Origin of the sequence: Hyphomonas sp. (genome assembly GCF_046313975.1) — a bacterium.
Classification (GTDB): domain Bacteria; phylum Pseudomonadota; class Alphaproteobacteria; order Caulobacterales; family Hyphomonadaceae; genus Hyphomonas.
The window spans coordinates 74,068-97,850 of sequence record NZ_JBKBXB010000004.1 but is presented as its reverse complement, the minus strand read 5'-3'; the positions used below and the strand labels follow the sequence as shown (position 1 = coordinate 97,850).

General features: G+C 64.6%; 26 protein-coding genes. 12 read left to right on the top strand and 14 right to left on the bottom strand.

What is annotated here, in order from left to right; genetic code table 11:
* Position 1 precedes the first annotated feature (1 nt).
* Positions 2-688 carry a response regulator transcription factor gene (locus ACK4TE_RS02950; protein ID WP_409909982.1) on the bottom strand — a complete coding sequence of 229 codons (687 nt, stop codon included), beginning with the start codon at positions 686-688 and terminating at the stop codon, positions 2-4.
* A 120-nt stretch (positions 689-808) separates the two neighbouring features.
* Here ACK4TE_RS02950 and ACK4TE_RS02945 point away from each other — a divergent pair, with 120 nt between their 5' ends.
* A complete protein-coding gene (locus ACK4TE_RS02945; RefSeq protein WP_409909981.1) occupies positions 809-1,303 on the top strand; it encodes a L,D-transpeptidase in 495 nt (164 codons plus the stop codon).
* Here ACK4TE_RS02945 and ACK4TE_RS02940 read toward each other — a convergent pair.
* Positions 1,300-1,959 (bottom strand): YggS family pyridoxal phosphate-dependent enzyme, encoded by a 660-nt coding sequence (locus tag ACK4TE_RS02940; protein ID WP_409909980.1) that lies wholly within the window; start codon positions 1,957-1,959, stop codon positions 1,300-1,302. The genes ACK4TE_RS02945 and ACK4TE_RS02940 overlap by 4 nt on opposite strands.
* On the opposite strand from ACK4TE_RS02940, the gene ACK4TE_RS02935 reads away from it, so the two are divergent.
* Entirely contained in the window at positions 1,958-2,596 is a 639-nt protein-coding gene (locus tag ACK4TE_RS02935) for a thiamine phosphate synthase (RefSeq protein ID WP_409909979.1), read from the top strand. The two genes, ACK4TE_RS02940 and ACK4TE_RS02935, sit on opposite strands and share 2 nt — an antisense overlap.
* Here ACK4TE_RS02935 and ACK4TE_RS02930 read toward each other — a convergent pair.
* Together ACK4TE_RS02930 and ACK4TE_RS02925 are read right to left on the bottom strand one after the other, a co-directional pair.
* Complete coding sequence (locus ACK4TE_RS02930) at positions 2,586-3,047, bottom strand: NtrZ family periplasmic regulatory protein (RefSeq protein WP_409909978.1); 462 nt, start codon at positions 3,045-3,047, stop codon at positions 2,586-2,588. The two genes, ACK4TE_RS02935 and ACK4TE_RS02930, sit on opposite strands and share 11 nt — an antisense overlap.
* Before the next feature lie 74 nt (positions 3,048-3,121).
* Entirely contained in the window at positions 3,122-4,300 is a 1,179-nt protein-coding gene (locus ACK4TE_RS02925) for a porin (RefSeq protein WP_409909977.1), read from the bottom strand.
* Positions 4,301-4,421: 121 nt separating this feature from the next.
* Here ACK4TE_RS02925 and ACK4TE_RS02920 point away from each other — a divergent pair, with 121 nt between their 5' ends.
* Genes ACK4TE_RS02920 through holA form a run of 4 tightly spaced genes read left to right on the top strand, consistent with a single transcriptional unit; the run spans position 4,422 to position 8,968 of the window.
* On the top strand, positions 4,422-4,850 hold the full coding sequence (locus ACK4TE_RS02920) for a DUF3576 domain-containing protein (RefSeq protein WP_409909976.1): 429 nt from the start codon (positions 4,422-4,424) through the stop codon (positions 4,848-4,850).
* Positions 4,851-4,899: 49 nt separating this feature from the next.
* Entirely contained in the window at positions 4,900-7,464 is a 2,565-nt protein-coding gene (leuS, locus tag ACK4TE_RS02915; protein ID WP_409909975.1) for a leucine--tRNA ligase, read from the top strand.
* On the top strand, positions 7,461-7,937 hold the full coding sequence (locus ACK4TE_RS02910; protein ID WP_409909974.1) for a hypothetical protein: 477 nt from the start codon (positions 7,461-7,463) through the stop codon (positions 7,935-7,937). The genes leuS and ACK4TE_RS02910 overlap by 4 nt, the downstream gene beginning before the upstream one ends.
* The gene (holA, locus tag ACK4TE_RS02905) at positions 7,937-8,968 is read left to right on the top strand and encodes a DNA polymerase III subunit delta (protein ID WP_409909973.1); all 1,032 of its coding nucleotides are present in this window, start codon (positions 7,937-7,939) and stop codon (positions 8,966-8,968) included. The genes ACK4TE_RS02910 and holA overlap by 1 nt, the downstream gene beginning before the upstream one ends.
* On the opposite strand, the gene ACK4TE_RS02900 is transcribed toward holA, so the two are convergent.
* The 9 genes from ACK4TE_RS02900 to hemE all read right to left on the bottom strand — a co-directional run bounded on the left by ACK4TE_RS02900 (position 8,965) and on the right by hemE (position 18,604).
* The gene (locus ACK4TE_RS02900) at positions 8,965-9,909 is read right to left on the bottom strand and encodes a ParB/RepB/Spo0J family partition protein (RefSeq protein ID WP_409909972.1); all 945 of its coding nucleotides are present in this window, start codon (positions 9,907-9,909) and stop codon (positions 8,965-8,967) included. The two genes, holA and ACK4TE_RS02900, sit on opposite strands and share 4 nt — an antisense overlap.
* Entirely contained in the window at positions 9,906-10,715 is an 810-nt protein-coding gene (locus tag ACK4TE_RS02895) for a ParA family protein (RefSeq protein ID WP_409909971.1), read from the bottom strand. The genes ACK4TE_RS02900 and ACK4TE_RS02895 overlap by 4 nt, the downstream gene beginning before the upstream one ends.
* On the bottom strand, positions 10,702-11,331 hold the full coding sequence (gene rsmG / locus ACK4TE_RS02890; protein WP_409909970.1) for a 16S rRNA (guanine(527)-N(7))-methyltransferase RsmG: 630 nt from the start codon (positions 11,329-11,331) through the stop codon (positions 10,702-10,704). The genes ACK4TE_RS02895 and rsmG overlap by 14 nt, the downstream gene beginning before the upstream one ends.
* A 3-nt stretch (positions 11,332-11,334) precedes the next feature.
* Complete coding sequence (gene mnmG, locus ACK4TE_RS02885) at positions 11,335-13,200, bottom strand: tRNA uridine-5-carboxymethylaminomethyl(34) synthesis enzyme MnmG (protein ID WP_409909969.1); 1,866 nt, start codon at positions 13,198-13,200, stop codon at positions 11,335-11,337.
* Between the two features lie 66 nt (positions 13,201-13,266).
* Complete coding sequence (mnmE, locus tag ACK4TE_RS02880) at positions 13,267-14,598, bottom strand: tRNA uridine-5-carboxymethylaminomethyl(34) synthesis GTPase MnmE (RefSeq protein WP_409909968.1); 1,332 nt, start codon at positions 14,596-14,598, stop codon at positions 13,267-13,269.
* Between the two features lie 10 nt (positions 14,599-14,608).
* Complete coding sequence (gene rho / locus ACK4TE_RS02875) at positions 14,609-15,898, bottom strand: transcription termination factor Rho (RefSeq protein WP_409909967.1); 1,290 nt, start codon at positions 15,896-15,898, stop codon at positions 14,609-14,611.
* A 145-nt stretch (positions 15,899-16,043) separates the two neighbouring features.
* Positions 16,044-16,475, bottom strand: a complete 432-nt coding sequence (locus tag ACK4TE_RS02870; protein WP_409909966.1) for a CopD family protein — start codon at positions 16,473-16,475, stop codon at positions 16,044-16,046.
* A 10-nt stretch (positions 16,476-16,485) separates the two neighbouring features.
* A complete protein-coding gene (gene hemH, locus ACK4TE_RS02865; protein WP_409909965.1) occupies positions 16,486-17,559 on the bottom strand; it encodes a ferrochelatase in 1,074 nt (357 codons plus the stop codon).
* 7 nt (positions 17,560-17,566) lie between these two features.
* Entirely contained in the window at positions 17,567-18,604 is a 1,038-nt protein-coding gene (hemE, locus tag ACK4TE_RS02860) for a uroporphyrinogen decarboxylase (RefSeq protein ID WP_409909964.1), read from the bottom strand.
* A gap of 342 nt (positions 18,605-18,946) precedes the next feature.
* On the opposite strand from hemE, the gene ACK4TE_RS02855 reads away from it, so the two are divergent.
* Genes ACK4TE_RS02855 through dnaQ form a run of 5 tightly spaced genes read left to right on the top strand, consistent with a single transcriptional unit; the run spans position 18,947 to position 22,497 of the window.
* Complete coding sequence (locus ACK4TE_RS02855) at positions 18,947-19,789, top strand: pyruvate, water dikinase regulatory protein (RefSeq protein ID WP_409909963.1); 843 nt, start codon at positions 18,947-18,949, stop codon at positions 19,787-19,789.
* Positions 19,786-20,382, top strand: coding sequence for a Maf family protein (locus tag ACK4TE_RS02850; RefSeq protein WP_409909962.1), 597 nt, complete (start codon positions 19,786-19,788; stop codon positions 20,380-20,382). Before ACK4TE_RS02855 ends, ACK4TE_RS02850 begins: the two co-directional genes overlap by 4 nt.
* Positions 20,379-21,194, top strand: coding sequence for a shikimate dehydrogenase (gene aroE, locus ACK4TE_RS02845; RefSeq protein WP_409909961.1), 816 nt, complete (start codon positions 20,379-20,381; stop codon positions 21,192-21,194). Before ACK4TE_RS02850 ends, aroE begins: the two co-directional genes overlap by 4 nt.
* Complete coding sequence (gene coaE, locus ACK4TE_RS02840; RefSeq protein WP_409909960.1) at positions 21,191-21,799, top strand: dephospho-CoA kinase; 609 nt, start codon at positions 21,191-21,193, stop codon at positions 21,797-21,799. The genes aroE and coaE overlap by 4 nt, the downstream gene beginning before the upstream one ends.
* Positions 21,796-22,497, top strand: coding sequence for a DNA polymerase III subunit epsilon (gene dnaQ, locus ACK4TE_RS02835; protein ID WP_409909959.1), 702 nt, complete (start codon positions 21,796-21,798; stop codon positions 22,495-22,497). Before coaE ends, dnaQ begins: the two co-directional genes overlap by 4 nt.
* Positions 22,498-22,500: 3 nt before the next feature.
* Here dnaQ and secB read toward each other — a convergent pair whose 3' ends face one another.
* Entirely contained in the window at positions 22,501-22,989 is a 489-nt protein-coding gene (gene secB, locus ACK4TE_RS02830) for a protein-export chaperone SecB (RefSeq protein ID WP_409909958.1), read from the bottom strand.
* Positions 22,990-23,125: 136 nt separating this feature from the next.
* On the opposite strand from secB, the gene ACK4TE_RS02825 reads away from it, so the two are divergent.
* Positions 23,126-23,743 (top strand): Tim44/TimA family putative adaptor protein, encoded by a 618-nt coding sequence (locus tag ACK4TE_RS02825; protein WP_409909957.1) that lies wholly within the window; start codon positions 23,126-23,128, stop codon positions 23,741-23,743.
* The last annotated feature ends 40 nt before the right edge of the window (positions 23,744-23,783 follow it).

Here is a 23,783-nt window from a genome sequence, read left to right as displayed (position 1 = left end):
CTCAAGGCTGCAGGCGGTATCCGCCGGGATCGGTCAGCAGGAGGCGGGCGTTGCCGGGGTCGGGTTCGACTTTCTGGCGCAAGCGGTAGATGTGCGTCTCGAGCGTGTGCGTGGTGACCGCAGCATTATAGCCCCAGACTTCCGAGAGGAGCTGTTCGCGCGCGACCGGCTTGCCGCCGGCGCGGTAGAGATATTTCAGGATCTCGGTTTCCTTCTCCGTCAGCCGGATGCGGCGGCCTTCCTTCGAGCGCAGTGTCTTGGTGGACGGGCGGAACTCGTAGGGGCCGATCTCGAAAGTGGCGTCCTCGGTCTGCTCGAAACTGCGCAGCTGGGCGCGCACGCGGGCGAGCAGAACGGAAAAGGCGAAGGGCTTGGTGACATAATCATTGGCGCCTGCGTCCAGGCCGTCGACCGTATCAGTTTCGCCGCCCCGGCCTGTCAGCATGATGACGGGCACGCGGTTGCCGGCGGCGCGCAGGCGGCGGCAGGTTTCGATGCCGCTGATGCCGGGCATGTCGACATCCAGCACGACAAGATCGACCCGGGAGGCCGCGATCTTCTCCAGCGCGTCCTCGCCTGTCGCGGCCGATTGCACTGCGAAGCCGTCCGAAAGCTCGAACTGTTCGGCCAGGGTATCGCGGAAATCCGCTTCATCATCGACGATCAGGATATGTTTCTTGCCATTCATGTCGCCGGTTCCGGACGTGAGGGCGCCGCCCCCTTGGCGCGCGCAATTCGCTAGGCATATGGTGGGCAACAGCCTTGACGCCAATAACAATCCCGGGAGGAGGCCCTGACAAGCAGTTTCGTGGCGTTTGCGGACGGCAGGTTTGAGGGCGAAGGCCTGCGTTTGCTCTGCGCGCTGGGCAAAGGCGGCGTCATTGCTCCGGCGCAGAAGCGCGAAGGCGATGGCGCCTCGCCTGCGGGTATCTGGCCGGTGCGGCGGGTTTACTATCGCCCGGACAAGGGGCCCGCGCCGGAGACCGGGCTGCCGGTCATTGCCCTGAAGCCACAGGATGGCTGGTGCGATGACTCGGCCGAGGCAAATTACAATCGTTTGGTGCCCCTGCCCTGCCCCTACAGCCATGAGCGGATGTGGCGAGCAGATGCGATGTACGATCTCGTCGCGGAGCTGGGGTATAATGACGATCCGGTGGTGCCGGGCAAAGGCAGCGCGATTTTCCTGCATGTCGCACGAGAGGGTTATCCGCCTACGGAAGGGTGCGTGGCCTTGTCGGCGCCGGATCTGCGCGAAGTTCTGAAGTGGCTCGGCGGCGCCTCGCTAGTCGAAATCCGCGCCTAGCCGCGCGCGCCGAACAGCGCCGTCCCGACGCGGACATGCGTTGCGCCGAAGCGGGCGGCGAGTGCGTAGTCCCCGCTCATGCCCATCGATAGAAACGGCAGGCCGCGCTCGCGCGCGAGTTTTGCGAGAAGGGCAAAGTGCGGACCGGCTGGTTCGTCCGCAGGCGGAATACACATCAGGCCTTCCGGCGAGAGACCCAGGGATCCTGTATGCGCGATCAGCGCGTCAAGCTCCGCCGGAATGACGCCTGCCTTCTGAGGCTCCTCGCCTGTGTTCACCTGGATCAGCAGGCGCGGCGCGCGGCCCGCTTTCCGGATGGCGGCGGCAAGTGCGTCGGCGAGTTTCGGGCGGTCGAGCGTCTGGATGACATCGAACAGACGCACGGCGTCTTCCGCCTTGTTGGTCTGCAAGGGACCGATGAGGTGGAGCTCGAGATCGGGAAAGGCGCTGCGCTTTCCTTCCCAATGGGCCCTGGCTTCCTGCACACGGTTTTCACCGAACAGGCGCTGGCCGGTGGCCAGCATTTCGGCGATCGCCTCGTCCGTCTGGGATTTTGACACGGCGATGAGCGCCGGCGGCGGCGCCGCGGCCGCCGCAAGTTCGCCCAGGATGGCGGCGCGGCGTTGGGAAATCGAAAGTTCCGGCGTATCGGTCATGACCATGAGCCTAGAACCCCAAAGCCGGGCGCGGCGCAAGCTCGCCGCCGCTGCACGCCTTGCCGCGCGCCGTGTGCCGGCCGGCATGCCCCCTGCCCTGTTCGTGACCGATCCTGCCCGGACGCCGGAGCCGGCGCGGATCGCGGCCGGGCTGCCGAAGGGCTGGGGAGTGGTCTACCGGCATTTCGGCGCGCCGGACCGGGAGGCAGTTGCGGCGGCCCTGGCAGCGCTTTGCCGGCGGCGCGGACTGGCATTGCTGATCGCAGCAGATCCGCTTCTCGCCGTGAAGGTGGGGGCCGACGGGGTTCACTGGCCCTTCCGGATGCACCGCCGCATGCGGCGCTGGCGCGGGCGGTTCCGGCTGCAGACCCTCAGCGCGCATTCTGCGGACGAATTGCGAGAAGCGGCGCGGCTTCCCGCGGACGGCGCGCTTGTTTCGGCCGTTTTCCCGTCGCGCAGCCCGAGCGCGGGCAAGGCGATGGGCACGCTGAAATTCCGGAAGCTGGTCCGGGAGGCGGGCCTTACGGTTTACGCGCTGGGCGGGGTTACAGCAGAAAATGCGCACACGGTTGCGGCCGTTGCGGGGTATGCGGCGGTGGAGGGAATGGCGCCTTTCGGCGGCGGGCCTAGAACTTGAAGGCCGATTTCAGCCGGATGCCGGCTTCGACTTCCTGGCTTTCCCAGCGGGCCGCGTCGTTCAGCTGGTTGAGTTCGTCTGCGCGGATCGAGAGCTCACCACCGACCGAGAAGCGGGGCGTGATCTTGAACGTAGCGCCGGCCTGCACCTCTTCGCGCGGCAGCGGCGAGATGCCGAGGCGCGTGACCTTGTCGAAGTTCAGTTCCCAGCGGGAATTGCCACCGAGACGCATCGAGAAGTCCTGATTGGGTTCGGCCTGCCATTGCGGGCGGTCTTCAGCCGGTTTGCCTTCGGAAAACTGGCGATACCACTCGGACCGGGCGGCATTTGTTTCCGAAAGCGTGGGGGCTTCGATCCGGATGGCGTCGTCATCCGCGCGCACCTGCGCAAGCGCCGGGGCCGAGAAGGCCGCCGCCGCAAGAGCAAAAGAGAGAGCAAAACGTCCGCGCATGACCAGTATCCTAGCCCCCTGAATAGTGGGCGCGGTCTCTTAATGGAAGATTAACATTCGGAAACGCTGGGCATTTACCGGAAGAGTGTGATTTCGATCACAATGCCATCGGTTTTATCGCCTATCCGGAGAGGCAGCGGCGCAGGATTTCGCGTATAGGTTGTGTCCAGCGTCTGCCATCCGCCGGCGATCCGGAGCGAATCATTGATGTTTCTGGCGAAGGTGAGACCCCAGGCTTCCGATTCGGCGCTGACGCCCTCGTCTTCGGCGTGGGCATATTCGAGCCCCGCATCGACCTTGCCCAGGGTCAAACGGGCGCCGACAGACAAGGCGCTATAGTCCCCGCCCCCGCCCGCAAAGCCATTGTCACTGCCGAGCCAGCTGGCGCCGAAGGCGAAGGAGGAAAACTCTGCCGAACCGCCGGCGGACCAGGTTTCGACCGTGTCGTAGACACCGGGCGCAGCGAAGCTGACATCGGCTGTGCTCCAGCCGGCAGCCGCGCGCAGGCGCACGCCGCTGCGCGGGAGGCGGCGGGACAGGTTCACGGCGAGCTCGGTCGCATTCTCGATGCGCGGTCCGGGCGCGCCACCAAGGCTGCGCTCGGGGTCGCGGTCGAGGCCGCGCCGGTCGGCTTCCAGGGTGAAGGAAGCCCCTGCCCTGAGCCCGAGGATCCGGGGCGTCGAGTAGCTCAGCTTGAGGGCCGGGCCCGTGAGGTCATGATTGGTGCGAGCCAGTGCAAGACCCGTCGGGTCGAGCGCCGGATTGGCGAGAGACGCATGGCGCATCAGCACGGGGGCGCCCTCGAAAAAGCGGGCCGCAGCGCCCTGGTCGAGGCCGGCGCGCGCTTCGCCGTAGCCGCCTTCGACATAGATATAGGCTGTCTCGATGGACCCGCGCGCGCCGATCTCTTCTGAAGCGGGACCGCGGGCGAGACCGGAATAGGCGCCGGACGGGCCCGGGACCGGCTGGCCTGGGCCGTAAACTCCGCTGAAGCCTGCGCGGCCCGGATGGTCGTACTGAACACCCGCGGAGCCCCGAAAACCGGCCTCGACACCGTTCTGGAAGACGTAATTGGCCGAGAAACCGCCCTCCACGAGAAACATAGCCGGTTCGTCGCCGTCCGGGGTGAGCACTAATGCGGCTTCACCCGTCCATTCCGTTTCGATACCGCCGGCATCATCCCAGACATCCTGGGCATGGGACGGCGCAACAATCGCGAGGGCAAAGGCGATGCCCGTCAGGGTGAGGCGCATGGGATCGGGTCCTCCGGCAATACAGTCGTGCGGGCCTGAAGCGCAGAACGTGACTGGCGAGGCCATATCCCCCTTGTTATACACGCGCCGTGAACAAGGTCTTGCACGCGGGAACAGACACATGATGAAGCCGACCCTTGCCATCGCCTTTGCCGGGATGATTGCGCTTTCCGGCTGCCTTTCAGGCGGCGGCAACAAGACCGTGCGGACGGCGCCGGCCGCTCAGTCCTACAGCGCGGCGAACCCCTATCTGTGGCGTGCGTCGCTCGACACGATGGCGGCCCTGCCTGTAGTCAGCTCCGATCCGATCGGCGGCCTGATCATCTATGACTGGCGCACGTTCGAGTCGGCCCCGGACGAGCGGATCAAGGCGACCGTCTATATCCTCGACTCGCGCCTGCGGGCCGATGGCGTGAAGGTGAGCGTCCATCGCCAGGTGAATACCGGCGGGACCTGGACCGATGCGGCCGTCGACCCGGCGACCGGCGAGCAGCTCGAAAACAAGATTCTTGAGCGTGCCCGACTACTTAAGGCGTCCGAAATCGGCTAAGCGCCGGACTTCGTTCTTTCTGATCTGATGCCTTTGATGGGAGCCCTGCATGGCAACCCGATACGATCCGCAAACGGCGGAACCGCGCTGGCGTGACGCCTGGGCCGCGGCCGACCTGTTCCGCACCCGCTCGCCGAAGGACGCAGGCGATGCGCCCAAAGCCTATGTCCTGGAGATGTTCCCCTACCCTTCCGGGCGGCTGCACATGGGCCATGTTCGCAACTATGCGATGGGCGACGTCGTGGCCCGTCACCGGCGCGCGAAGGGGTATAATGTCCTCCACCCGATGGGCTGGGACGCGTTCGGCATGCCGGCGGAGAACGCCGCGATGGAACGCGGCGTGCATCCCGGCAAATGGACCTATGCCAATATCGAGGCGATGAAGGCCCAGTTCATGAAGCTTGGCCTGTCGCTGGACTGGAGCCGCGAGTTTGCGACCTGCGACCCTGAATACTACGGCGCCGAACAGGCCCTGTTCCTGAAGATGCTGGATAAGGGCCTTGTCTACCGCAAGGCCTCGAAAGTGAACTGGGACCCGGTGGACAACACAGTGCTCGCCAACGAGCAGGTGATCGACGGGCGCGGCTGGCGCTCGGGCGCGCTTGTCGAGCAGCGCGAGCTGACCCAGTGGTTCTTCCGGATTACGGCGTATGCGGACGACCTGCTCGAGCAGGTGCAGAAGCTGGACCGCTGGCCGGAAAAGGTCCGCGTGATGCAGGCCAACTGGATCGGCCGGTCGGAAGGCCTGCAGATGAAGTTCCGCTTTGCGGGTGCCGCGCCGGAAGGTTTTGGGGACGGCATCGACGTGTTCACGACACGGCCAGACACGCTGTTCGGAGCAAGCTTCGTGGCGCTGTCGCCAGATCATCCGATCACGGTGCAATTGGCGGCAGGTTCGAAAGAGCTGAAGGACTTCCGCGCGAAATGTGCGCAGATCGGCACCAGCGAAGAGGCGATCGAGAAAGCCGAGAAGCTCGGCTTTGATACCGGGCTGAAAGTCGCGCATCCCTTCATTGAGGGCGCAACCATCCCGGTCTGGATCGCCAACTTCGTGCTGATGGGTTATGGCACCGGCGCCATCTTCGGCTGCCCGGCACATGACCAGCGCGATCTCGACTTTGCGCGCAAGTTCGGCCTCAGCGTCACCCCGGTCGTGTTGCCACCCGACACGACGCCGGCTGACTTCCGAATCGACGACAAGGCCTATACCGGTCCCGGCCGCATCTTCAATTCCGGCTTTCTGGACGGCCTTGCGGTCGAGGATGCCAAGCGCCTTGCGACCGCGCGCATCGAGGAGATGGGCCAAGGTCAGGGTACGGTCAATTACCGCCTGCGCGACTGGGGCGTCTCGCGCCAGCGTTATTGGGGCTGCCCGATCCCGATCGTGCATTGCGAAGTGTGCGGCATCGTTCCGGTGCCGGAGAAACAGCTGCCCGTGCGCCTGCCGGACGATGTCAGCTTTGACAAGCCCGGCAATCCGCTGGAACATCACCCGACCTGGAAGCACACGCCCTGCCCGGCTTGTGGCAAGCCGGCGCGGCGCGAAACCGATACACTCGACACATTCGTTGACAGCTCCTGGTATTTCGCGCGCTTCGCCTCGGTCAATGATCCGGCCGAGCGCAGTTACTGGCTGCCGGTGGACCAGTATATCGGCGGCATCGAGCATGCCGTTCTGCACCTTCTCTATTCCCGCTTCTTCGCCCGCGCGATGCGCGATTGCGGCCTGATGGACCTGCCTTCGGGCGAACCTTTCGCGGGCCTCTTCACGCAAGGCATGGTGACCCACGAGACTTATAGGTCCGTGGACGGAAAATGGCTGGAGCCCAGCGCTGTCGAGAAGCGTGACGGCCAATGGACAGAGATCGCCAGCGGCAAGCCGGTCGCGGTCGGCGCCATCGAGAAGATGTCGAAGTCGAAGAAGAACACGGTCGACCCCGACGCGATCGTCGCCACGTACGGCGCCGATGTTGCGCGCTGGTTTGTGCTGTCGGACTCACCGCCGGAACGGGATGTCGAGTGGACGCAGGCCGGTGTCGAAGGCGCCGCCCGGTTCGCGCAGCGCATCTGGGCACTGGCCGATGCCATGTCGGCTGCCCCCTTCCCTGCCCCCGAGACGGACGAAGCGGCGACCGAAATCCGCCGGGCCAGCCACAAGGCGGCTGCCGCGGTCGATAAGGCCATCATGGACTTCCGCTTCAACTCGGCCATCGCCACCGTGCATGACTGGGTGAACACACTCAAGAAAGCCGAACTGACCGGCGGTTCCATCGGGGCGCGGGCTGAGGCGGTATCCATGCTCGCCCGGTGCATCACGCCCTTCATGCCCCACCTCGCCGAAAGCGTTTGGGAGCGGATCGGCGGGGAAGGCCTCGTCTCGGCCGCAGCATGGCCAGTGCCCGACCCTGCCCTGACGGCTGAGGATTCGATGACGCTGGCGGTGCAGGTGAACGGCAAACGGCGCGGCGAAATCACTGTGGCGAAGGACCTCGCTAATGACGCGGTCGAGGCAGCGGCAAAGGCCCTGCCGGATGTCGCGCCGTTCCTCGCCGGGAAGGACGTGAAGAAAACGATTGTCGTGCCCGGACGCATCGTGAATATCGTGGTGGCATGAAACGCCTGCTCGCCGCCTTGATGCTGATCGGCCTGAGTGCCTGCGGATTCCAGCCGGTCTATGCGCCGGTGGACGGCAAGGCTGCACAAGCGGGCCTGATCGACATCGAGCCGATCAAGGGCCGGTCTGGCCATATGCTGCGCCAGGCCCTGAAGCAGGAACTCGCCCTCGGGGTGCCGGGCCTCACCGAAGAAGTGACCCTGACCATCGATCTGGATGACCGCCTGACCCGGCTTGCCTTCCAGCCGGACGGCGCCGCCTCGCGCTCCAACGTGCTGGCGACCGGCAAGTATGCGATCCAGGGCGAGACGGTCGATGTGCGCGGAAGCGTCGATGTCGAAACCGGCTTCGTGGTTCCCGACTCGCCCTTCGGCGATATCGCGGCGCAGACCAGCGCGTCCGACCGGGCCATGCGGCTGCTGGCGAAACGCATCGCCGACGATATCCGCCTGCAGTTCGCGGCGCGCGACTGATGTTGCTCAAAGGCCGGCAGGCGGAGAGCTTTGCCCGGCGGCCTTCCGGCGATGTCTGGGCGGTGCTCGCCTTTTCAGAAGATGAGGGTTTGTCGTCAGACGCCGCGCAGGCTGTGCTGTCGGCCTGGGCCGGAAAGGCGCAGCTGGATGTCACGCTGCTGGACGATGACGCCATAAAGAAGGAACCGGCGCTGCTGTTTGATGCGCTTGAGGCCATGTCGCTGCTGGGTGATCCGCGCGCCGTCCGTGTGCGCACGAGCGGGGACAAGATCGGCGCGCTTCTGGCCGAGGCGATTTCCATCGGCGAGGCCTCGCCGGAGCGGTTCGCCGCGAAGCTGGTGATCGAGGCGGGCAGCCTTGCCTCGAAATCAAAACTGCGCGCCGCCGCCGAGGGGGCGAGCCGCACGGCCTGCCTGCAACTCTTCGCGGAGGAGGCCGGCGACATTGGCGAACGGGTGAAGGCGGCGCTGCTGGCCGAAGGGGCGACCATCGAGGACGACGCCCTCGCCTTCTTCCTTGGCGACCTGCCCGGCAACCGGGGCATTGCCAATGCCGAGATCGAAAAGCTCGCGCTTTATTCCCGCGGCCTTGGCCGGCCCGTCTCCTTGGCCGACATCGAGGAACTGACCGCGACCGGCATCCGCCAGGACATGGGCGGTGTGATCCTCTCCGCGCTGGAGGGCCGCCCGGCGGATGCGCACCGCGCGCTCGACCGGTTGACCGAGACCGGCACCAGTCCGATCTCGATCCTGCGCACGCTTCAGATGGAAACGCTTCGCATGCTCGCGGCGCATGAGAAGATTGCAGCAGGCGACGGCAATCCCGGTCGCAGCCTGCGGCCGCCGGTCTGGCCGAATGAATGGGGCGCCTTTCGCGCCCGGCTGAACACCTGGCCGCCGAAACGGCTGATGCGCATCATGGAACGGATCCATGATGCCGAACGCCAGGCCAAGACAGCGGGCGCAGCGGCAGAGCCAACCGTCCGTATGCTGATTAACGATCTGGCAAGAACTGCTGAGGCGGCGCGTTAAAGCCGCCGTTTGGCCGTCAGGCGTTTGCAGACATCATCGAGCTGTTCGAGATCGCGGTACTTGATCCGGATCTCGCCCCCTTCCCTGCCATGGCGGATGTCGACGACGAGACCGAGCTCGCGGCTGATGTCAGCTTCAAGGGCTTCGGTATTGATGTCCTTTTCGGGCGCGAGACCCTTAGGCGGCATCGACTTCGTCTCGAAACCGGCCTCCTTTGACTCGCGCGCCCTCGCTTCAACTTCGCGAACGCTGAGCCCTTTCTCGATCGCAAGGTCGAGCAGGGCTTCGGGACTGGCGCTGCCAAGTGCGGCGCGAGCATGGCCGGCCGAAATACGTCCGGCCCGGACATGTGCCCGCGCACTTTCAGGCAACTGGAGCAGGCGGAGCGTATTGGCGATATGAGCCCGGCTCTTGCCAACGCTGGTGGCGAGACTTTCCTGTGTCCGGCCGAACCGTTTGATCAGTGCGTCATAGGCCTCAGCCTCATCCATTGCATTGAGGTCGGCGCGCTGGACGTTCTCGATGATGCCGATCTCGAGGAGGGCAAGCTCGTCAACTTCGCGGATCACGGCCGGGATGGAGGTGAGCCCTGCCAGTCGCGCGGCGCGCCAGCGGCGCTCGCCGGCGATGATCTGATATTTGCCCTGCTCCTTCGGATCGGGCCGCACGAGGATCGCCTGAAGCACGCCTTTGGTCTTGAGAGACTCTGCAAGCTCGCGAAGTTCGGCCTCGTCAAACGTGCGGCGCGGCTGGGCCGGGTTGCGGCGGATGAGGTCGATTGAGATTTCGTTAGCTTTTTCCGTAGGCGGAAGATCAGCAGGCGGAGTACCTGTCGCAGGCGTCCGCACATTCATCGCTTCGACTTCGCCGATCAGGGCCGACAGGCCACGTCCTAATCTCGACACGGGGCGCCCCCTTCCATCATCGCTCTGGTCACTCATGCCACCCTCGCCTTCTCGCGCTGGAGCACCTCCGAGGCGAGACGGATATAGGCCTCGCTGCCGGGGCAGCGATAATCATAGAGGAGTGCCGGCTTGCCGAAGGACGGGGCTTCCGACAGGCGCACGTTGCGCGGGATGACCGTGTTGTAGACCTTCGAGCCGAAGAAGGCGCGCACCTCGTTCGCCACTTGGTCGGAGAGCGAATTGCGCCGGTCATACATGGTGAGCACCACGCCCTGGATTTCGAGCGTCGGATTGAGGCCCGAGCGGACAACCTCGACCGTGCGCAGGAGCTGGGTCAGACCTTCGAGCGCAAGGAACTCGCACTGCAGCGGCACGAGCAGCGCGTCCGATGCCGTCATCGCGTTGACGGTCAGGGCCGACAGCGACGGCGGGCAGTCGATGAGAATGTAGTCGTACTTCACGAGATCGGGCGAGGTCTCGGCGCGCGACACATAGGTGTGGAGCGCTTCCTTGAGACGGTAGGAGCGATGGTTGTCACTCGCCAGTTCGACCTCGACGCCGGACAGGTTCTCATCGCCGGGCACGATGTCGAGGCGAGGAACGATGGTCGACAGGACCGCCTCCTCGAGCGGGATCCGGTCCACAATGATGTCGTATGAAGTTCGCAGCCGTTCGGCGCGGGAAATGCCCAGACCAGTCGAAGCATTCCCCTGCGCGTCGAAATCGACGATCAACACGCGGCGCCCGACCGCGGCCAGCGCCGTGCCGAGATTGATGGACGTGGTCGTCTTCCCGACCCCGCCCTTCTGATTCACAACCGCAAATATCCTAGGCTTGGCCATGGCGTCTCGCCGCCTCCCGCACGTTCAAGATTACACCAGACCCACCACTGCGACTTGGAATCGCTTGATACGCGAAGTTCCACCTTTGCCGGGCCGAGGTCAATTCCTCATTCCAGCGTTCGCCCTTTGGGAAAAGCCCTGTTGCACCGTTGCACAGCCAGGGCGCGGCATAATCCAGAAGTTCGGGAAGTGGGGCGAAGGCCCGCGCCGTGACGATATCTGCCTTGATTTCAGGTGCCTGCTCCACCCGGCCCTGATGGACAGAGGCCGAAAGACCTGCCGCCTCGATGGCCGCCCGGAGGAAGGCACATTTTTTTCCGACCGACTCGATCATCGTGACATGCCCCCCCGGACGGGCCGCGGCAATGATCAGCCCGGGGAATCCCGCCCCCGATCCAAGGTCGACGACGCGGGCCGTCTCTGGGATATATTCAAGAAGCTGGAACGAGTCCCCGACATGCCGGGTCCATATCTGGGGCCATTCTTTCGGACCTATTAGGTTGCTCCTCAGGCGCCAGTCGCCAAGCGCGGCGATCACGCGGTCGAGGCGGGCCAATGTTTCACGTGAAACATCGTAAGCGGCGAGGAAGGCCGCGCGGTCGTTGGCGTTATCCATAGTTCAGGCGGTCCGGCGGAGTCGTTTCACGTGGCCGAGCAGCGCGGTGAGCGCCCCCGGCGTGACCCCCTCGATCCGGGAAGCCTGGCCAAGGGTCATCGGGCGAACGGCTTTCAGCTTCTGGCGCACCTCGTTCGAGAGGCCGCCGATGGCATCATAGTCGATATCCGCCGGAAGGCTCAGCGCCTCATCGCGGCGAAGCGCAGCGACGTCTTCCGACTGCCGGTCGAGATAGGCCGAATAGAGCGCCTCGATTTCGATCTGCTCCGCAACCGTCTTCGGGATCGAGGCCAGATCCGGCCAGACCGCGATCAGGTGATCGAGATTGATGTCCTTGTAAGACAGATACTCCCAGGCGGTCCGCACCCGGCCATCCTGATTGACCGCCCATCCCGCCTTCGCGGCGGCGGCGGGCGACAGGGTCAGGCCTTTGAGTGTTTCCCGGGCACCGTCGAGGGCGGAATGTTTCACGTGAAACACTCCGGCACGCGCCGACCCGACCACACCGGCTTCGATCCCGCGCGGGGTCAGCCGCTGGTCGGCATTGTCCGCGCGGAGGGCCAGACGGTATTCCGCGCGCGAGGTGAACATCCGATAGGGCTCGGTCACACCGCGCGTCACGAGGTCGTCAATAAGCACCCCGATATAGGCTTCGGCCCGGTCGAAGATGACGGGGCCAAGCCCTGCGGCGGCCCGGGCGGCATTGAGGCCGGCCATTAGGCCCTGGGCGCCCGCCTCCTCATACCCGGTCGTCCCGTTGATCTGGCCGGCGAGGTAAAGGCCAGGCTGGGCTTTCACTTCGAGGGCCTGGCTCAGGGCGCGCGGGTCCACATAATCATACTCGATGGCATAGGCATGCTGGAGGATGGCGACGTTCTCGAGGCCGGGAATGGTGCGGATAAATTGCTCCTGCACCTCTTCCGGCAGCGAGGTCGAGATGCCGTTCGGATAGACAGTATGGTCGTCAAGGCCTTCGGGCTCGAGGAAGACCTGATGGCGGTCGCGGTCGCCGAAGCGGTTTACCTTGTCCTCGATGGAGGGACAGTAGCGCGGCCCGCGCCCCGAGATCGCGCCGGAATAGACCGCCGACTGATCCATATGCGTTTCGATGATCGCGTGGGTTTCCGGCGTCGTCCAGGTGATGCCGCACTGGACCTGCGGCACATCAATCCGGTCATTGAGGAAGCTGAAGGGCACCGGGGCCTCATCGGCGGGCTGCATCTCCAGACGGTCCCAATGGATGGTCCGCCCGTCGAGGCGCGCCGGGGTGCCGGTCTTGAGCCGGCCCATCGGCAGGCCCATCGCATAAAGCCGGTCCGACAGACCGATGGCCGGTGCCTCGCCAACCCGGCCGGCGGGGATGCGGCGCGCGCCGATATGGATAACGCCCTTCAGGAAAGTGCCCGTGGTGATCACCACCTTGCGGGCCCGGTAGACGGTTCCGGTGAGGCCCACGACCCCGGCAATCTCGCCGTCCTCGATCACGAGATCTTCGGCGCCGTCCTCGACCAGGGTGAGGTTCGGATAGGCGGCAAGCTCGGCCTGCATCGCTTCGCGGTAGAGCTTCCGGTCGATCTGCGAGCGGGGCCCCCAGACCGCAGGACCCTTGGAGCGGTTCAGCATCCGGTACTGGATGCCGGCCTTGTCCGCCATGCGTCCCATCACGCCGTCGAGCGCATCGATCTCGCGCACGAGATGGCCCTTGCCGAGACCGCCAATGGCTGGGTTGCAGCTCATCTCTCCGATGGTCGACAGCTTGTGCGTGACCAACGCGGTGCGCGCGCCAAAGCGGGCAGACGCGGCCGCCGCCTCGCAGCCGGCATGGCCGCCGCCAATCACGATGACATCAAACTCGACCGGGCCCGGCATTAACCATCTCTTAAGTCGTGGGGTTCGGGCGGGTATATAACGCTGGGGGAGGGGATTCCCTAGAGCCTATTTCCCGATGCAGAAGCGGGAGAAGACGGCCCCGAGAACATCCTCGACTCCGATCTGCCCGAGGATGGATTGCATCTCGCGGATCGCCAGGCGCAGGTCTTCGGCGACGAGTTCGTGGCCAAGTCCGGAGTCGAGGGCATCACGCGCGGAAGTCAGCGCGGCGAGCCCGCGTCCCAGTTTTTCGCGGTGACGAGCCCTTGTGATGGCAGGGGCTTCGACCGAGCCCGCGAAGCTTCGAATGCGCGCTTCAAGATCGGCCTCCAGCCGTTCCATGCCGGAGCCTTCCTTCGCACTTATTATATGTGACGCCCAACCCGGCATCTGAGTCAGAGCGTCCGCCTTGTTTACCACCACCATCCCCTTCGGCTCCGGCCAGGGGAGGGGAGGGGGGGCAGATGGGAGGTCAGACCCGTCGACGAGCAGCAGGCAGAGGTCGGCGTCATCTGCCGTCATCTTTGCGCGGCGGATGCCTTCGGCCTCGATCTCGTCTTCCGTTTCGCGCAGGCCCGCCGTGTCTGCGATCCAAACAACCTGACCGCCAAGCACCCGGCGGATCTCGATCACGTCGCGGGTCGTGCCCGGTCTTGAAGTGACGATGGCGGCTTCGCGTCCGGCGAGGCGGTTGAGCAGGGTCGACTTGCCGGCATTCGGCGCGCCGATAATCGCGATGCGAAAACCGTCGCGGATACGCTCGCCGACCCAGCCCTCGCCGAGCGCGGCAGTCACCTCCCGGATGAGCGCATCCAGCCGCTCGCGGACCGGGGCGTCGGCATCGGCAGACACATCTCCCTCATCCGGGAAGTCCACCATCACCTCAACCAGGGCGAGCAGGTACATCAACTCGTCGCGCCAGCCGGCATAGATGTCCGACAAGCCACCTGTCAGCTGGCGCAGCGCCTGGCTCTTCTGTCCGAGCGTCTCCGCCTCGATCAGGTCGGCGACACCTTCGGCCTGGGTGAGGTCGAGCTTGCCAGCTTCGAAGGCGCGCCGGGTAAACTCGCCGGGCTCGGCGAGGCGCACACCCTCAAGATCCGTCAGGGCACGGAGGGCATGCTCGACCACGGCCGGCCCGCCATGCAGGAAAAGCTCGAGCGTGTCTTCGCCAGTATAGGAATTGGGCGCAGGGAAGAAGAGGACGATGCCCTCATCGATCAGGTTGCCATCCGCATCCTGGAATTTTGCAAGCGTGCCGCGCCGGGCAGGGGGCAGGCCTTCGGCAAGCAGTTGCGCCCCGATGGCATAAACGGCCGGACCCGATACACGCACCACCGCGAGTGCGGAGGGCAGGGTACCGGAGGCGAGAGCGCAGATCGTGTCCTGCGCACCCATGCGCGCCTCCCTAGTTCTTCATCGCTTCGAAGAACTCGTCGTTGGTCTTCGTCTGGCGCAGCTTGTCGATCAAGAAGTCGATCGCGTCCGAGGTGCCCATCGGGCCGAGGATGCGGCGCAGGATGTAGATCTTCGACAGCTGGTCCTGCGGCGTGATGAGTTCTTCCTTCCGCGTGCCGGACTTCATGATGTCGATGGCGGGGAAGGTGCGCTTGTCGGCAATCTTCCGGTCGAGCACGACTTCGGAGTTACCCGTGCCTTTGAATTCCTCGAAGATGACTTCGTCCATCCGGCTGCCGGTATCGATCAGGGCGGTGGCGACGATCGTCAGCGATCCGCCATTCTCGACATTCCGCGCGGCACCAAAGAATCGTTTCGGGCGCTGCAAGGCGTTGGCATCCACACCGCCGGTCAGGACCTTGCCGGAGGAGGGGACAGTCGTGTTGTAGGCGCGGCCGAGGCGCGTGATCGAGTCGAGCAGGATGACGACATCGCGCTTGTGCTCGACAAGGCGTTTGGCTTTCTCGATCACCATTTCGGCAACCTGGACGTGGCGGGTCGCAGGCTCGTCAAAGGTCGAGGCGACAACCTCGCCCTTCACCGTGCGGCGCATGTCGGTCACTTCTTCCGGGCGCTCGTCGATCAGCAGGACGATGAGGTAGCACTCGGGATGGTTCTCTTCGATCGCCGCGGCGATGTTCTGCATAAGGACCGTTTTACCAGTCCGCGGCGGCGCAACGATCAGCGCGCGCTGACCCTTGCCGATCGGCGAGACGATATCGATGACGCGGCCCGAGCGATCCTTCTTGGTCGGATCGCGGCTCTCCATCTTGAGGCGCTTGTCCGGGTAGAGGGGTGTCAGGTTGTCGAAGTGGACCTTCTTGTTGGCCTTGTCCGGGTCTTCGAAGTTGATCTTGCTCACATCGGTGAGGGCGAAGTAGCGCTCCGAATCCTGCGGGGCGACAATCGGGCCTTCGACCGTATCGCCGGTGCGGATGTTTGCCTTCTTCAGGACTTCCGGGCTGACATAGATATCGTCCGGGCCGGGCAGGTAGTTGGATTCCGGCGAGCGCAGGAAGCCGAAGCCGTCGGTCAGCACTTCGAGCACGCCCTGCCCCGTGATCTCGACTTCGCTGTCGGCGAGTTCCTTGAGGATCGCGAACAACATGTCCTGGGTGCGCATCGAGGATGCATTCTCGATCTCGAGCTCCTCAGCATAGGCGAGGAGCTCTTCAGGCGATTTTGCCTTGAGTTCGCGCAGAGTCACGCTGGTGAGGTTGTCGAGCGTCGAGGAAGCCATACGGACGGTCCGGATTCTGGATTGAGTTTTGGGGGTGCCGGTCAGAGGAATTCACGGGGCGCCACGAGGATTGGGCGCACCGGCATGAGTCGTCATCGCCAATTTGAACCCTGCCGTCAAGCGGCAGTGGCGGTTCCGGGCCGTTTCAGACGAAGGGTTTCACAATAACAAGGATGACAACGCCGATCATCAGGATGAAAGGCACCTCGTTCAGCATACGAAGCTGCTTGGCCTGTACAGTGCCGGTCACCCGGTCGACCTTCTTGCCAAGGCCGATGAAATAGCCATGCAGTCCACTGATCGCCAGGACGAGGGCGAGTTTCGCATGCATCCAGCCTTGCTGCAGCAGGCCTGGGTTCAGGAATAGCATCCAGAGTCCAAGGATCCACACGAGTGTTATACTTGGATTGAGGATGATCGTCTTCAGTCGGTTTGAAGCGTCCTTCATCGTCTCGAACAGGGGCTCGCCCGGCTGGCTGGACAGCTGGTGGATCTTGTAGCGCGGATAGACCAGGAGGCCTGCCATCAGCGCGATGACGAAGATCAGGTGCGCCGCCTTGACCCAGAGATACAGCAAATCCGCCTCCTCAGACCGCCGTTTCGATCACGCGGACACCTGCCTTGTGCACTTTTTCCCGGTGCGGGCAACCGCTCCATCCGGCCGGGCAAAGCCGGTCGCCGGCACAGGAGCGGATCGCTTCCTTCATGCCCAGTGCGGCCAGGGTTTCCTGAGCCAGGCTGCGGATGAAGCCCGGATGCGTGCCGAGCGCCTCGACCCGCGTATAGCTTGCCGCGCCATGCTCTTCGGCAATCAGCCGGTACTCCTCGCCCAGCTCTACGAGCGTTTCGATATGTTCCGAGACGAAGGCGATGGGCGCGATCAGGATGTTCTTGCCGTCCTTAGCCGCGTGCTCGACTTCGGCCTCCGTTGCCGGGCCAATCCATTTCAGCGGGCCGACCCGCGACTGGTAGCAGACTTTCACCTCCCATTCGGGCGGCACGCGGCCGGCGATCATTTCCGCCATTGCCTCGCATTGCCACTGGTAGGGATCGCCCGCTTCCACCACGCTTTCGGGCAGGCCGTGTGCAGACAGCAGCAGCGAGACTTTCTCCGGCGAACCCGCCTTGCGGTGCGCTTCCAGGATCCGGTCTACATGCGCTGAAAGGAAGCCTTCCTCGAAGGGATAGCAGCAGATCGTGCGCGCCACGCCCTTGAAAGCCTTCTTCCAGGCTGTGAGTGAGGAGCCGGTTGTCGTTGTCGAAAACTGGGGATACAGGGGCAGGAGCACGACTTCGTCAGCGCCCCATTTTTTCACGTCTGCGGCAGCCTCTTCCGTGAACGGATGCCAGTAGCGCATGGCGATGAAACAGCGCACCTCATCCCCCGGCAGATGTTTCTGCAATTCCGCCTGCAGGGCGGCTGACTGCGCCTCGGTTTCCGGAAGCAGGGGCGAGCCGCCACCGGCATCCATCATCGCATAGTTCTTCTTCGCGGCAGGCGCGCGGCTGCGCGAAATCAGGCGCGCCAGCAGAAAGCGCACGGGAAGGGGGGCCCGGATGATCGCAGGATCGCGGAACAGGTTCTGCAGGAAGGGTTGCACCGCCGCCGGCTTGTCCGGACCGCCGAGATTGAACAGCACAACGGCGATCTTCCGGCCCATGCCAGCCCTACCTCTTCCGGATTCTGTTGATCACACGCTCGACATGCGCAATCGGCGTTTCCGGCCGGATGCCATGGCCGAGATTGAAGATATGGGGCCGGCTCCGGTAGGCGTCCAGAAGTTCATCCACCCGTGCGTCAAGACGCCCGCCTCCCTCGATCAGGAGCAGCGGATCGAGATGGCCTTGCACAGGGAACCCGGCCGGAAGCTCGCGGTTGATGAAAACCGGGGAGACGGCTGTATCGAGCCCGACGGCGGTCACGCCGGTATCGCGCACATATTCTGGGACCATAACGCCTGCGCCGCGCGGAAAGCCGATAATCGGCACCGTGATCCCCATCGCCCGAAGGCGCGAAACCAGTTTCTTCGTGGGCGCAATGATCACTTCGCGAAAGATATTATCCGGCAGCCCCTCGGCCCAGCTGTCGAACAGCATCAGCGCGTCGGCGCCGGCCTCCACCTGCGCCGCGAGATAATGAGCCGTAGCCTCGGCCACCTTGTCCATCGCCGCGGCGAGATCTTCCGGTCGGCCATGCGCCCAGCGCCAGGCCATCGACTTGTCAGTCTTGCCCCGGCCTTCGATGGCATAGAGCGTCACTGTCCAGGGGCTCCCGGCAAAGCCGATCAGCGTGGTGGTTGCGGGCAGGGCCGCCTTTACCCGCGAGACGGTTTCATAGACGGGCGACAGCCGGTCTGCCGCTGCCTGCGGCTTCACCCGGTCGAGGTCCGAAGGCGCCCCGATCGTTTCCACCAGGGGGCCTTCGCCCTTCTCGAAGGCGACATTCAGGCCCATCGCATCGAGGATCAGCAGGATGTCGGCAAACAGGATTGCCCCATCCATGCCGTACCGGCGCACTGGCTGCAGCGTCGCTTCGGCGGCAAGGGAAGGGGTGTAACAGAAGTCGAGGAAGTCCCGTGCCCGTGCCCGCGTTTCCAGATATTCCGGAAGATGCCTGCCCGCCTGCCGCATCATCCAGACCGGGGGCGGAGAGACCGCTTTGCCCGAAAGCACATCGAGGATCTTTTTCCCGTTACTTTCCGCCATTCCCACTAACCCCTTCAAATTTCAAAACGGGCCCGACAGGGCTCTTATGATTATGATCCCTGCAAATGCGGGGAGAACGCTCTTAGAGCGGCTTTGTGAACGAAAATCCACAAGCGAGTCACAGATTGCAGGCACCAACCGGGGGAAAGATTCCGCCAGAGTCTCAATCCTTAACGCTGGGTTAACGCCCCGGGCAGAGTCACAGGCCGGAACAAGGCAGGACCGGGCAGGAGTCGAATTCTGCGGATTGTGGAATGCGTGTGACTCCCTGTGAGCTGCGGCTGAATCCACAGGCGAGTCACAACCCTTGTGCAAAGCAGCGCCACCCGGCAAGAGAAGCGCATGAACCGCCAGTCCCGGCCCGCGATCTATTTCAATGTCCACCTTGTCTCGGACTCAACGGGCGAGACATTGAACGCCGTGCAACGCGCAGCCTGTGCCCAGTTCGAGAACGTGCAGCCGCTGGAACACAACTATTACCTGGTGCGCTCCGAACGCCAGCTCGACCGGGTGACGCGGGAGATCGAGGCTGCTCCCGGCGTCGTCTGGTACACGATCACGGACCCTACCCTCCGGGCCCGGCTCGAAGCCTTCTGCCGTGAACGGAACATTCCGACCCTGCCGGTGCTGGATGCTTCCATCGCCATGCTCGGGCGCCATCTTGGTGTCGCCTCCAATAACCGCGTGGCCGGCCAGCACGCGATGGACGAGGATTATTTCGAGCGGATGGAGGCGATCAACTTCACGCTCGCGCATGATGATGGCCAGAATGTCGAAAGCCTGATCGGGGCCGATGTGATCCTCCTCGGCGTCAGCCGGACATCGAAGACCCCGACCTGCGTCTATCTCGCCAACCGCAAGGTGCGCGCCGGCAACATCCCGCTCGTTCCCGGCGTACCGCTGCCGGACTTTCTCGAACAACTTGGCGACAAGGGACCGCTCGTCGTCGGCCTCAAGATTTCTGCCGAGCGCCTCGTGCAGATCCGCCGCCAGCGCCTGCTCTCGCTCAACCAGGATGATGCCGGCGAATATGCCGATGAGGAATCCGTGCGCGATGAGATTACGCAGGCGAACCGCCTGTTCCAGCGCAACAACTGGAAAACGATCGATGTCTCCCGCCGCTCGGTGGAGGAAACAGCTGCGGCGATCCTCAACCTGCTGAACGAACGGCGGGGGCATCTGTGAGCCTAGCGGTCACGCTTGCCTCTGGCAGCGCCAGTCGGCGCGCTGTTCTGGCCGCGGCCGGCGTGGTGGCCAAGGCGGTCGCGCCGAATGTCGATGAGGACTCTTTCCGCACGGCGCTGCGCGCCGAAGGGGTTTCCGTACGCGACCAGGCGATGCAACTCGCCGAACTGAAAGCCGTCCGCGTCTCTCAATCGCGTGCCGGCCTCGTCATCGGCGGCGACCAGATGCTGGCGCTCGGCGACACGGCATTCGACAAACCGAAAGACATGGCCGAGGCCCGCCGCCATCTTGAACGCCTGTCCGGCCAGACCCACACGCTCGAGACAGCTATCGTCATCTGCGAGGAAGGGCGTCCGGTCTGGCGCCATCTTGCCCGCCCCAAGCTCACGATGCGCCCGCTCTCCCCGGCCTTCATCGACGGATATCTCGATGCCGGCGGCGAGAAGCTGCTCTCGACCGTCGGCGCCTACCAGCTTGAAGGGCTTGGTGCGCAATTGTTCACGCGCATCGAAGGCGACTATTTCTCGATCCTCGGCCTGCCGCTGCTGCCGCTGCTCGACTATCTCCGTGTCCGGAAGGTTCTGCCGCAATGAGAAAACTCCTCGGCGTCATCGGCGACCCTGTTTCGCATTCGCTCTCCCCCTTCATCCAGAACAGCTGGTTGCGGGAAAACCGCATCGAAGCTGTGTATGCCGCGCTCGAAGTGAAGGCCGGCGAGCTGGAACAATCCCTGCGCTCGCTCGAGACACATGGCGCCATCGGCCTGAACGTCACCCTTCCGCACAAGGAAGAAGCGCTTCGCCTCGCCGCAAGTGCCGGCGATACGGCTCGGCGCCTTGGCGCGGCAAACACGCTGATCCCCCGTAAGGAAGGCGGCTGGCATGCGGAGAATACAGATGCGCCGGGCTTCGCCCTCACGCTGGACTATGGCGACATCGACGTGAAGGAGCGCGAAGTTTTCCTGCTCGGGGCAGGGGGCTCTGCCCGCGCGGTTGCCGACACGCTGGTGCAGCGCGGTGCGCGCCTGACGATCTGCAACCGTACCGTCGACCGCGCCGACGCCCTTGCCCTTGCCCTTGCGCCCGCCGCCCGCATCCTGACGCTGGACGAGGGCCTCATGCGCCTTCATTCCGCAGCCCTTGTCGTCAACACGCTCAGCCTCGGCCATCAGGGCGGGCGCCTTCAGCTGCCGGAATCAAGTGGCGGCATCTTCTATGATATCTCCTATGGCAAGGCCGCCGCCGCCTCGCTCGCGCAAGCAAAGGCGAAAGGCTGGCGCGGTCTCGACGGGCTCGGCATGCTGGTCGCACAGGCGGCGCTGAGTTTCGAGAAATGGTTCGGCGTGATGCCCGACCTCGCCAATGCGCACGCACGTGCCCGCAAACTCCTGGAGGCGGTGCAATGATCATCCTGGGTCTGACGGGGTCCATCGGCATGGGAAAGTCAGCGACCGCCGCGCTGTTCCGCGAGGAAGGTACACCGGTCTATGATGCCGACGCCGCCGTCCACGCGCTCTATGCCTCGGGCGGCGCCGCCGTTGCGCCGCTGGAGGAAGCCTTTCCCGGAGTTGCGGAAAACGGCGCCATCAACCGCGCGCGCCTTCGCGACCGCGTGCTCGACGATCCTTCAGCGATGAAACGGCTGGAGGCCATTGTCCACCCGCTCGCCGGCGAAGCGCAGCTCGACTTCCGCCGAAAGGCCCATGCTGACGGCGCGCCTTTTGCGCTGCTCGATATTCCGCTACTGTTTGAAACCGGCGGTCACACGCGCTGCGACTACACGCTTCTCGTCACGGCGCCACCGCATGTTCAGCGCGAGCGTGTCCTTGCCCGGCCCGGCATGACGCCGGAAGCCTTCGAGGCGATCCTCGCCCGCCAGATGCCGGATGCCGAAAAGCGGGCGAAGGCCGATTTCATCCTCTCCACGGCGCACGGCTTCGACTTTGCGCGCGACCAGGTCCGGGCCATAGTCCGCCTGATGATTCGCCTCGCCGAAGAGACCCACCGATGACCGACCGGATCCGCGAGATCGCCTTCGATACCGAGACCACCGGCCTCAACCCGATGGACGGGGACCGGATCATCGAGATCGGCGCGGTCGAAATGATCAACCACATCCCGACCGGGCGCACCTTCCGCCGCCTGATCAATCCCGGCCGCCCGGTCTCCGAAGCAACCATCCGCATCACCGGGATCACGGATGAGCACCTGAAGGACAAACCGCCCTTCGAGCATCCGGACGTGATCGATGCATTCCTGAGCTTCGTCGGCGATGCGACCCTGGTGGCGCATAACGCGTCCTTCGACCGGGGCTTCCTCAACATGGAACTGGATCGATGCGGTCGTCCGCCGATCGGCGAGTCGCGCTGGGTCGATACCGTGATGATCGCCCGCAAGCGCTTCCCCGGCGCCCCGGCGAGCCTCGACGCCCTGTGCAAGCGGTTCGACATTTCCCTCGAAAGCCGCACCTTCCACGGCGCGTTGCTCGACAGCCAGCTACTCGCGGCAGTTTATCTCGAATTGCTTGGCGGGCGTGCCCGCGCCTTTGCCTTTGACGGCGATGACGGCCTCGAAGGCGGTGCCAAACGCCCGCCTGCCCGCCAGCGGCCGCAGCCGCTTGCGCCCCTGATCACGCCGGAAGAGGCTGCTGCGCATGCCGAGCTCGTCGGGAAACTCGGGCCCGACGCGCTCTGGAAGAAATATGGGTAAGGCCTAGGCGGGCTGGCCGTCGCCGGCGGCGCGCTCGGCAGCCTTGCGGTATTGCGCCTGGTAGAGCGCCACAAAGTCCACCGGATCGATCAACAGCGGCGGGAAACCGCCCTCGCGGGTGATCTCGGCGATGATCCGGCGCGCAAACGGGAAGAGCAGGCGCGGGCACTCGATCAGCAGCATCGGCTCGATCTGCTTCTCGGTCACGTTCGACAGCTGGAACAGGCCGGCATAGTCGAGTTCTGTGATGAACAGGGTCGTTTCGCCCGAAAGCGCCTTCGCAGACAGCTTCAGTGAGACCTCGAACAGGCCATTGCCATCGACATGCGGTGCGGCGCCGACATCAATGCCGAGGTCGATGTTCGGCTGCGTCTGGACCGGGGCATGGCCCGGATTCTCGAAGGACAGGTCCTTCACATACTGGCCGAGCACGCGAAGCGACGGGCCACGGTCGCCGGAGGTGGGGTTTGCGGGCGCGCTCGTATCTGTCATTATCAGTCCTCTACATTCAGGGCCCCGCGCCTAGCATGTGCCCCTTGGCCGCGCAATGTTGAGGCTGGCACCGGCATGAACCCTGCACTATCTACCCGGTAGACCCGGTAACTCTATCAAGGAACCCGTCCCGCACATGTCCAACCCCGTGATCGAAGTCCTCATCCTGGCCGCCGTCGCACTGTTTGTGCTGTGGCGCCTCTATGTGGCGCTTGGCCGGGGAGGGGATGAGCGGCCGATGCAGCGGCCCGCTCCGGCGCCGGAACAGCGCGGCGGCGCGCCCGAACAGGCCGCGCCCGCTCCGCGCCGGGTGGATGCGGATCGCCCGGTTTTCACCGGTCCGGCCGCAGGCGGGCTTGAAGATATCTACAATGCTGACCGCAGCTTCACGGCGGAGGATTTCCTGCGCGGTGCCAAGGCGGCCTATCAGATAATTGTCGCCGCCTATGCGCGCGGCGACCGCGCCGCCCTGCGCCCGCTGCTGGACGATGACGTCTATGAAGCCTGGGATCAGGCCATCACCGACCGGGACGCAAGCGGCGCCCGGGCCTTCGAACTCCTGCGCATCAAGCGCGCCGAGATTGACCGGGCAGAGCTCGACGCGCTCGGCATCGCCCGCATATCGGTGCGCTACGAAGCCGATCTCGGCGATGGCGAGACCACCCGCACGGCGAAGGAAATCTGGACCTTCAAGCGGGAAGTCGCCTCCAGCGATCCGAACTGGCTGCTCGACGATGTGGACGTCGCCGCCTGAAGCACTCCCCTGATGGGCGAATGACAAGGTGACAGGCCGC

What these genes read in the sequence shown, in the direction of transcription:
- mnmE (WP_409909968.1), bottom strand. Translation starts at nt 14,598, where the DNA reads ATGGGTGCGCAGGACACGATCTGCGCTCTCGCCTCCGGTACCCTGCCC.
- ACK4TE_RS02895 (WP_409909971.1), bottom strand. Translation starts at nt 10,715, where the DNA reads ATGGCCAAGCCTAGGATATTTGCGGTTGTGAATCAGAAGGGCGGGGTC.
- ACK4TE_RS02855 (WP_409909963.1), top strand. Translation starts at nt 18,947, where the DNA reads ATGAACCGCCAGTCCCGGCCCGCGATCTATTTCAATGTCCACCTTGTC.
- ACK4TE_RS02910 (WP_409909974.1), top strand. Translation starts at nt 7,461, where the DNA reads ATGAAACGCCTGCTCGCCGCCTTGATGCTGATCGGCCTGAGTGCCTGC.
- ACK4TE_RS02930 (WP_409909978.1), bottom strand. Translation starts at nt 3,047, where the DNA reads ATGCGCGGACGTTTTGCTCTCTCTTTTGCTCTTGCGGCGGCGGCCTTC.
- hemE (WP_409909964.1), bottom strand. Translation starts at nt 18,604, where the DNA reads ATGGCGGAAAGTAACGGGAAAAAGATCCTCGATGTGCTTTCGGGCAAA.
- rho (WP_409909967.1), bottom strand. Translation starts at nt 15,898, where the DNA reads ATGGCTTCCTCGACGCTCGACAACCTCACCAGCGTGACTCTGCGCGAA.
- coaE (WP_409909960.1), top strand. Translation starts at nt 21,191, where the DNA reads ATGATCATCCTGGGTCTGACGGGGTCCATCGGCATGGGAAAGTCAGCG.
- ACK4TE_RS02950 (WP_409909982.1), bottom strand. Translation starts at nt 688, where the DNA reads ATGAATGGCAAGAAACATATCCTGATCGTCGATGATGAAGCGGATTTC.
- ACK4TE_RS02900 (WP_409909972.1), bottom strand. Translation starts at nt 9,909, where the DNA reads ATGAGTGACCAGAGCGATGATGGAAGGGGGCGCCCCGTGTCGAGATTA.
- leuS (WP_409909975.1), top strand. Translation starts at nt 4,900, where the DNA reads ATGGCAACCCGATACGATCCGCAAACGGCGGAACCGCGCTGGCGTGAC.
- holA (WP_409909973.1), top strand. Translation starts at nt 7,937, where the DNA reads ATGTTGCTCAAAGGCCGGCAGGCGGAGAGCTTTGCCCGGCGGCCTTCC.
- hemH (WP_409909965.1), bottom strand. Translation starts at nt 17,559, where the DNA reads ATGGGCCGGAAGATCGCCGTTGTGCTGTTCAATCTCGGCGGTCCGGAC.
- ACK4TE_RS02940 (WP_409909980.1), bottom strand. Translation starts at nt 1,959, where the DNA reads ATGACCGATACGCCGGAACTTTCGATTTCCCAACGCCGCGCCGCCATC.
- mnmG (WP_409909969.1), bottom strand. Translation starts at nt 13,200, where the DNA reads ATGCCGGGCCCGGTCGAGTTTGATGTCATCGTGATTGGCGGCGGCCAT.
- aroE (WP_409909961.1), top strand. Translation starts at nt 20,379, where the DNA reads ATGAGAAAACTCCTCGGCGTCATCGGCGACCCTGTTTCGCATTCGCTC.
- ACK4TE_RS02925 (WP_409909977.1), bottom strand. Translation starts at nt 4,300, where the DNA reads ATGCGCCTCACCCTGACGGGCATCGCCTTTGCCCTCGCGATTGTTGCG.
- secB (WP_409909958.1), bottom strand. Translation starts at nt 22,989, where the DNA reads ATGACAGATACGAGCGCGCCCGCAAACCCCACCTCCGGCGACCGTGGC.
- ACK4TE_RS02935 (WP_409909979.1), top strand. Translation starts at nt 1,958, where the DNA reads ATGACCATGAGCCTAGAACCCCAAAGCCGGGCGCGGCGCAAGCTCGCC.
- rsmG (WP_409909970.1), bottom strand. Translation starts at nt 11,331, where the DNA reads ATGGATAACGCCAACGACCGCGCGGCCTTCCTCGCCGCTTACGATGTT.
- ACK4TE_RS02825 (WP_409909957.1), top strand. Translation starts at nt 23,126, where the DNA reads ATGTCCAACCCCGTGATCGAAGTCCTCATCCTGGCCGCCGTCGCACTG.
- ACK4TE_RS02920 (WP_409909976.1), top strand. Translation starts at nt 4,422, where the DNA reads ATGATGAAGCCGACCCTTGCCATCGCCTTTGCCGGGATGATTGCGCTT.
- dnaQ (WP_409909959.1), top strand. Translation starts at nt 21,796, where the DNA reads ATGACCGACCGGATCCGCGAGATCGCCTTCGATACCGAGACCACCGGC.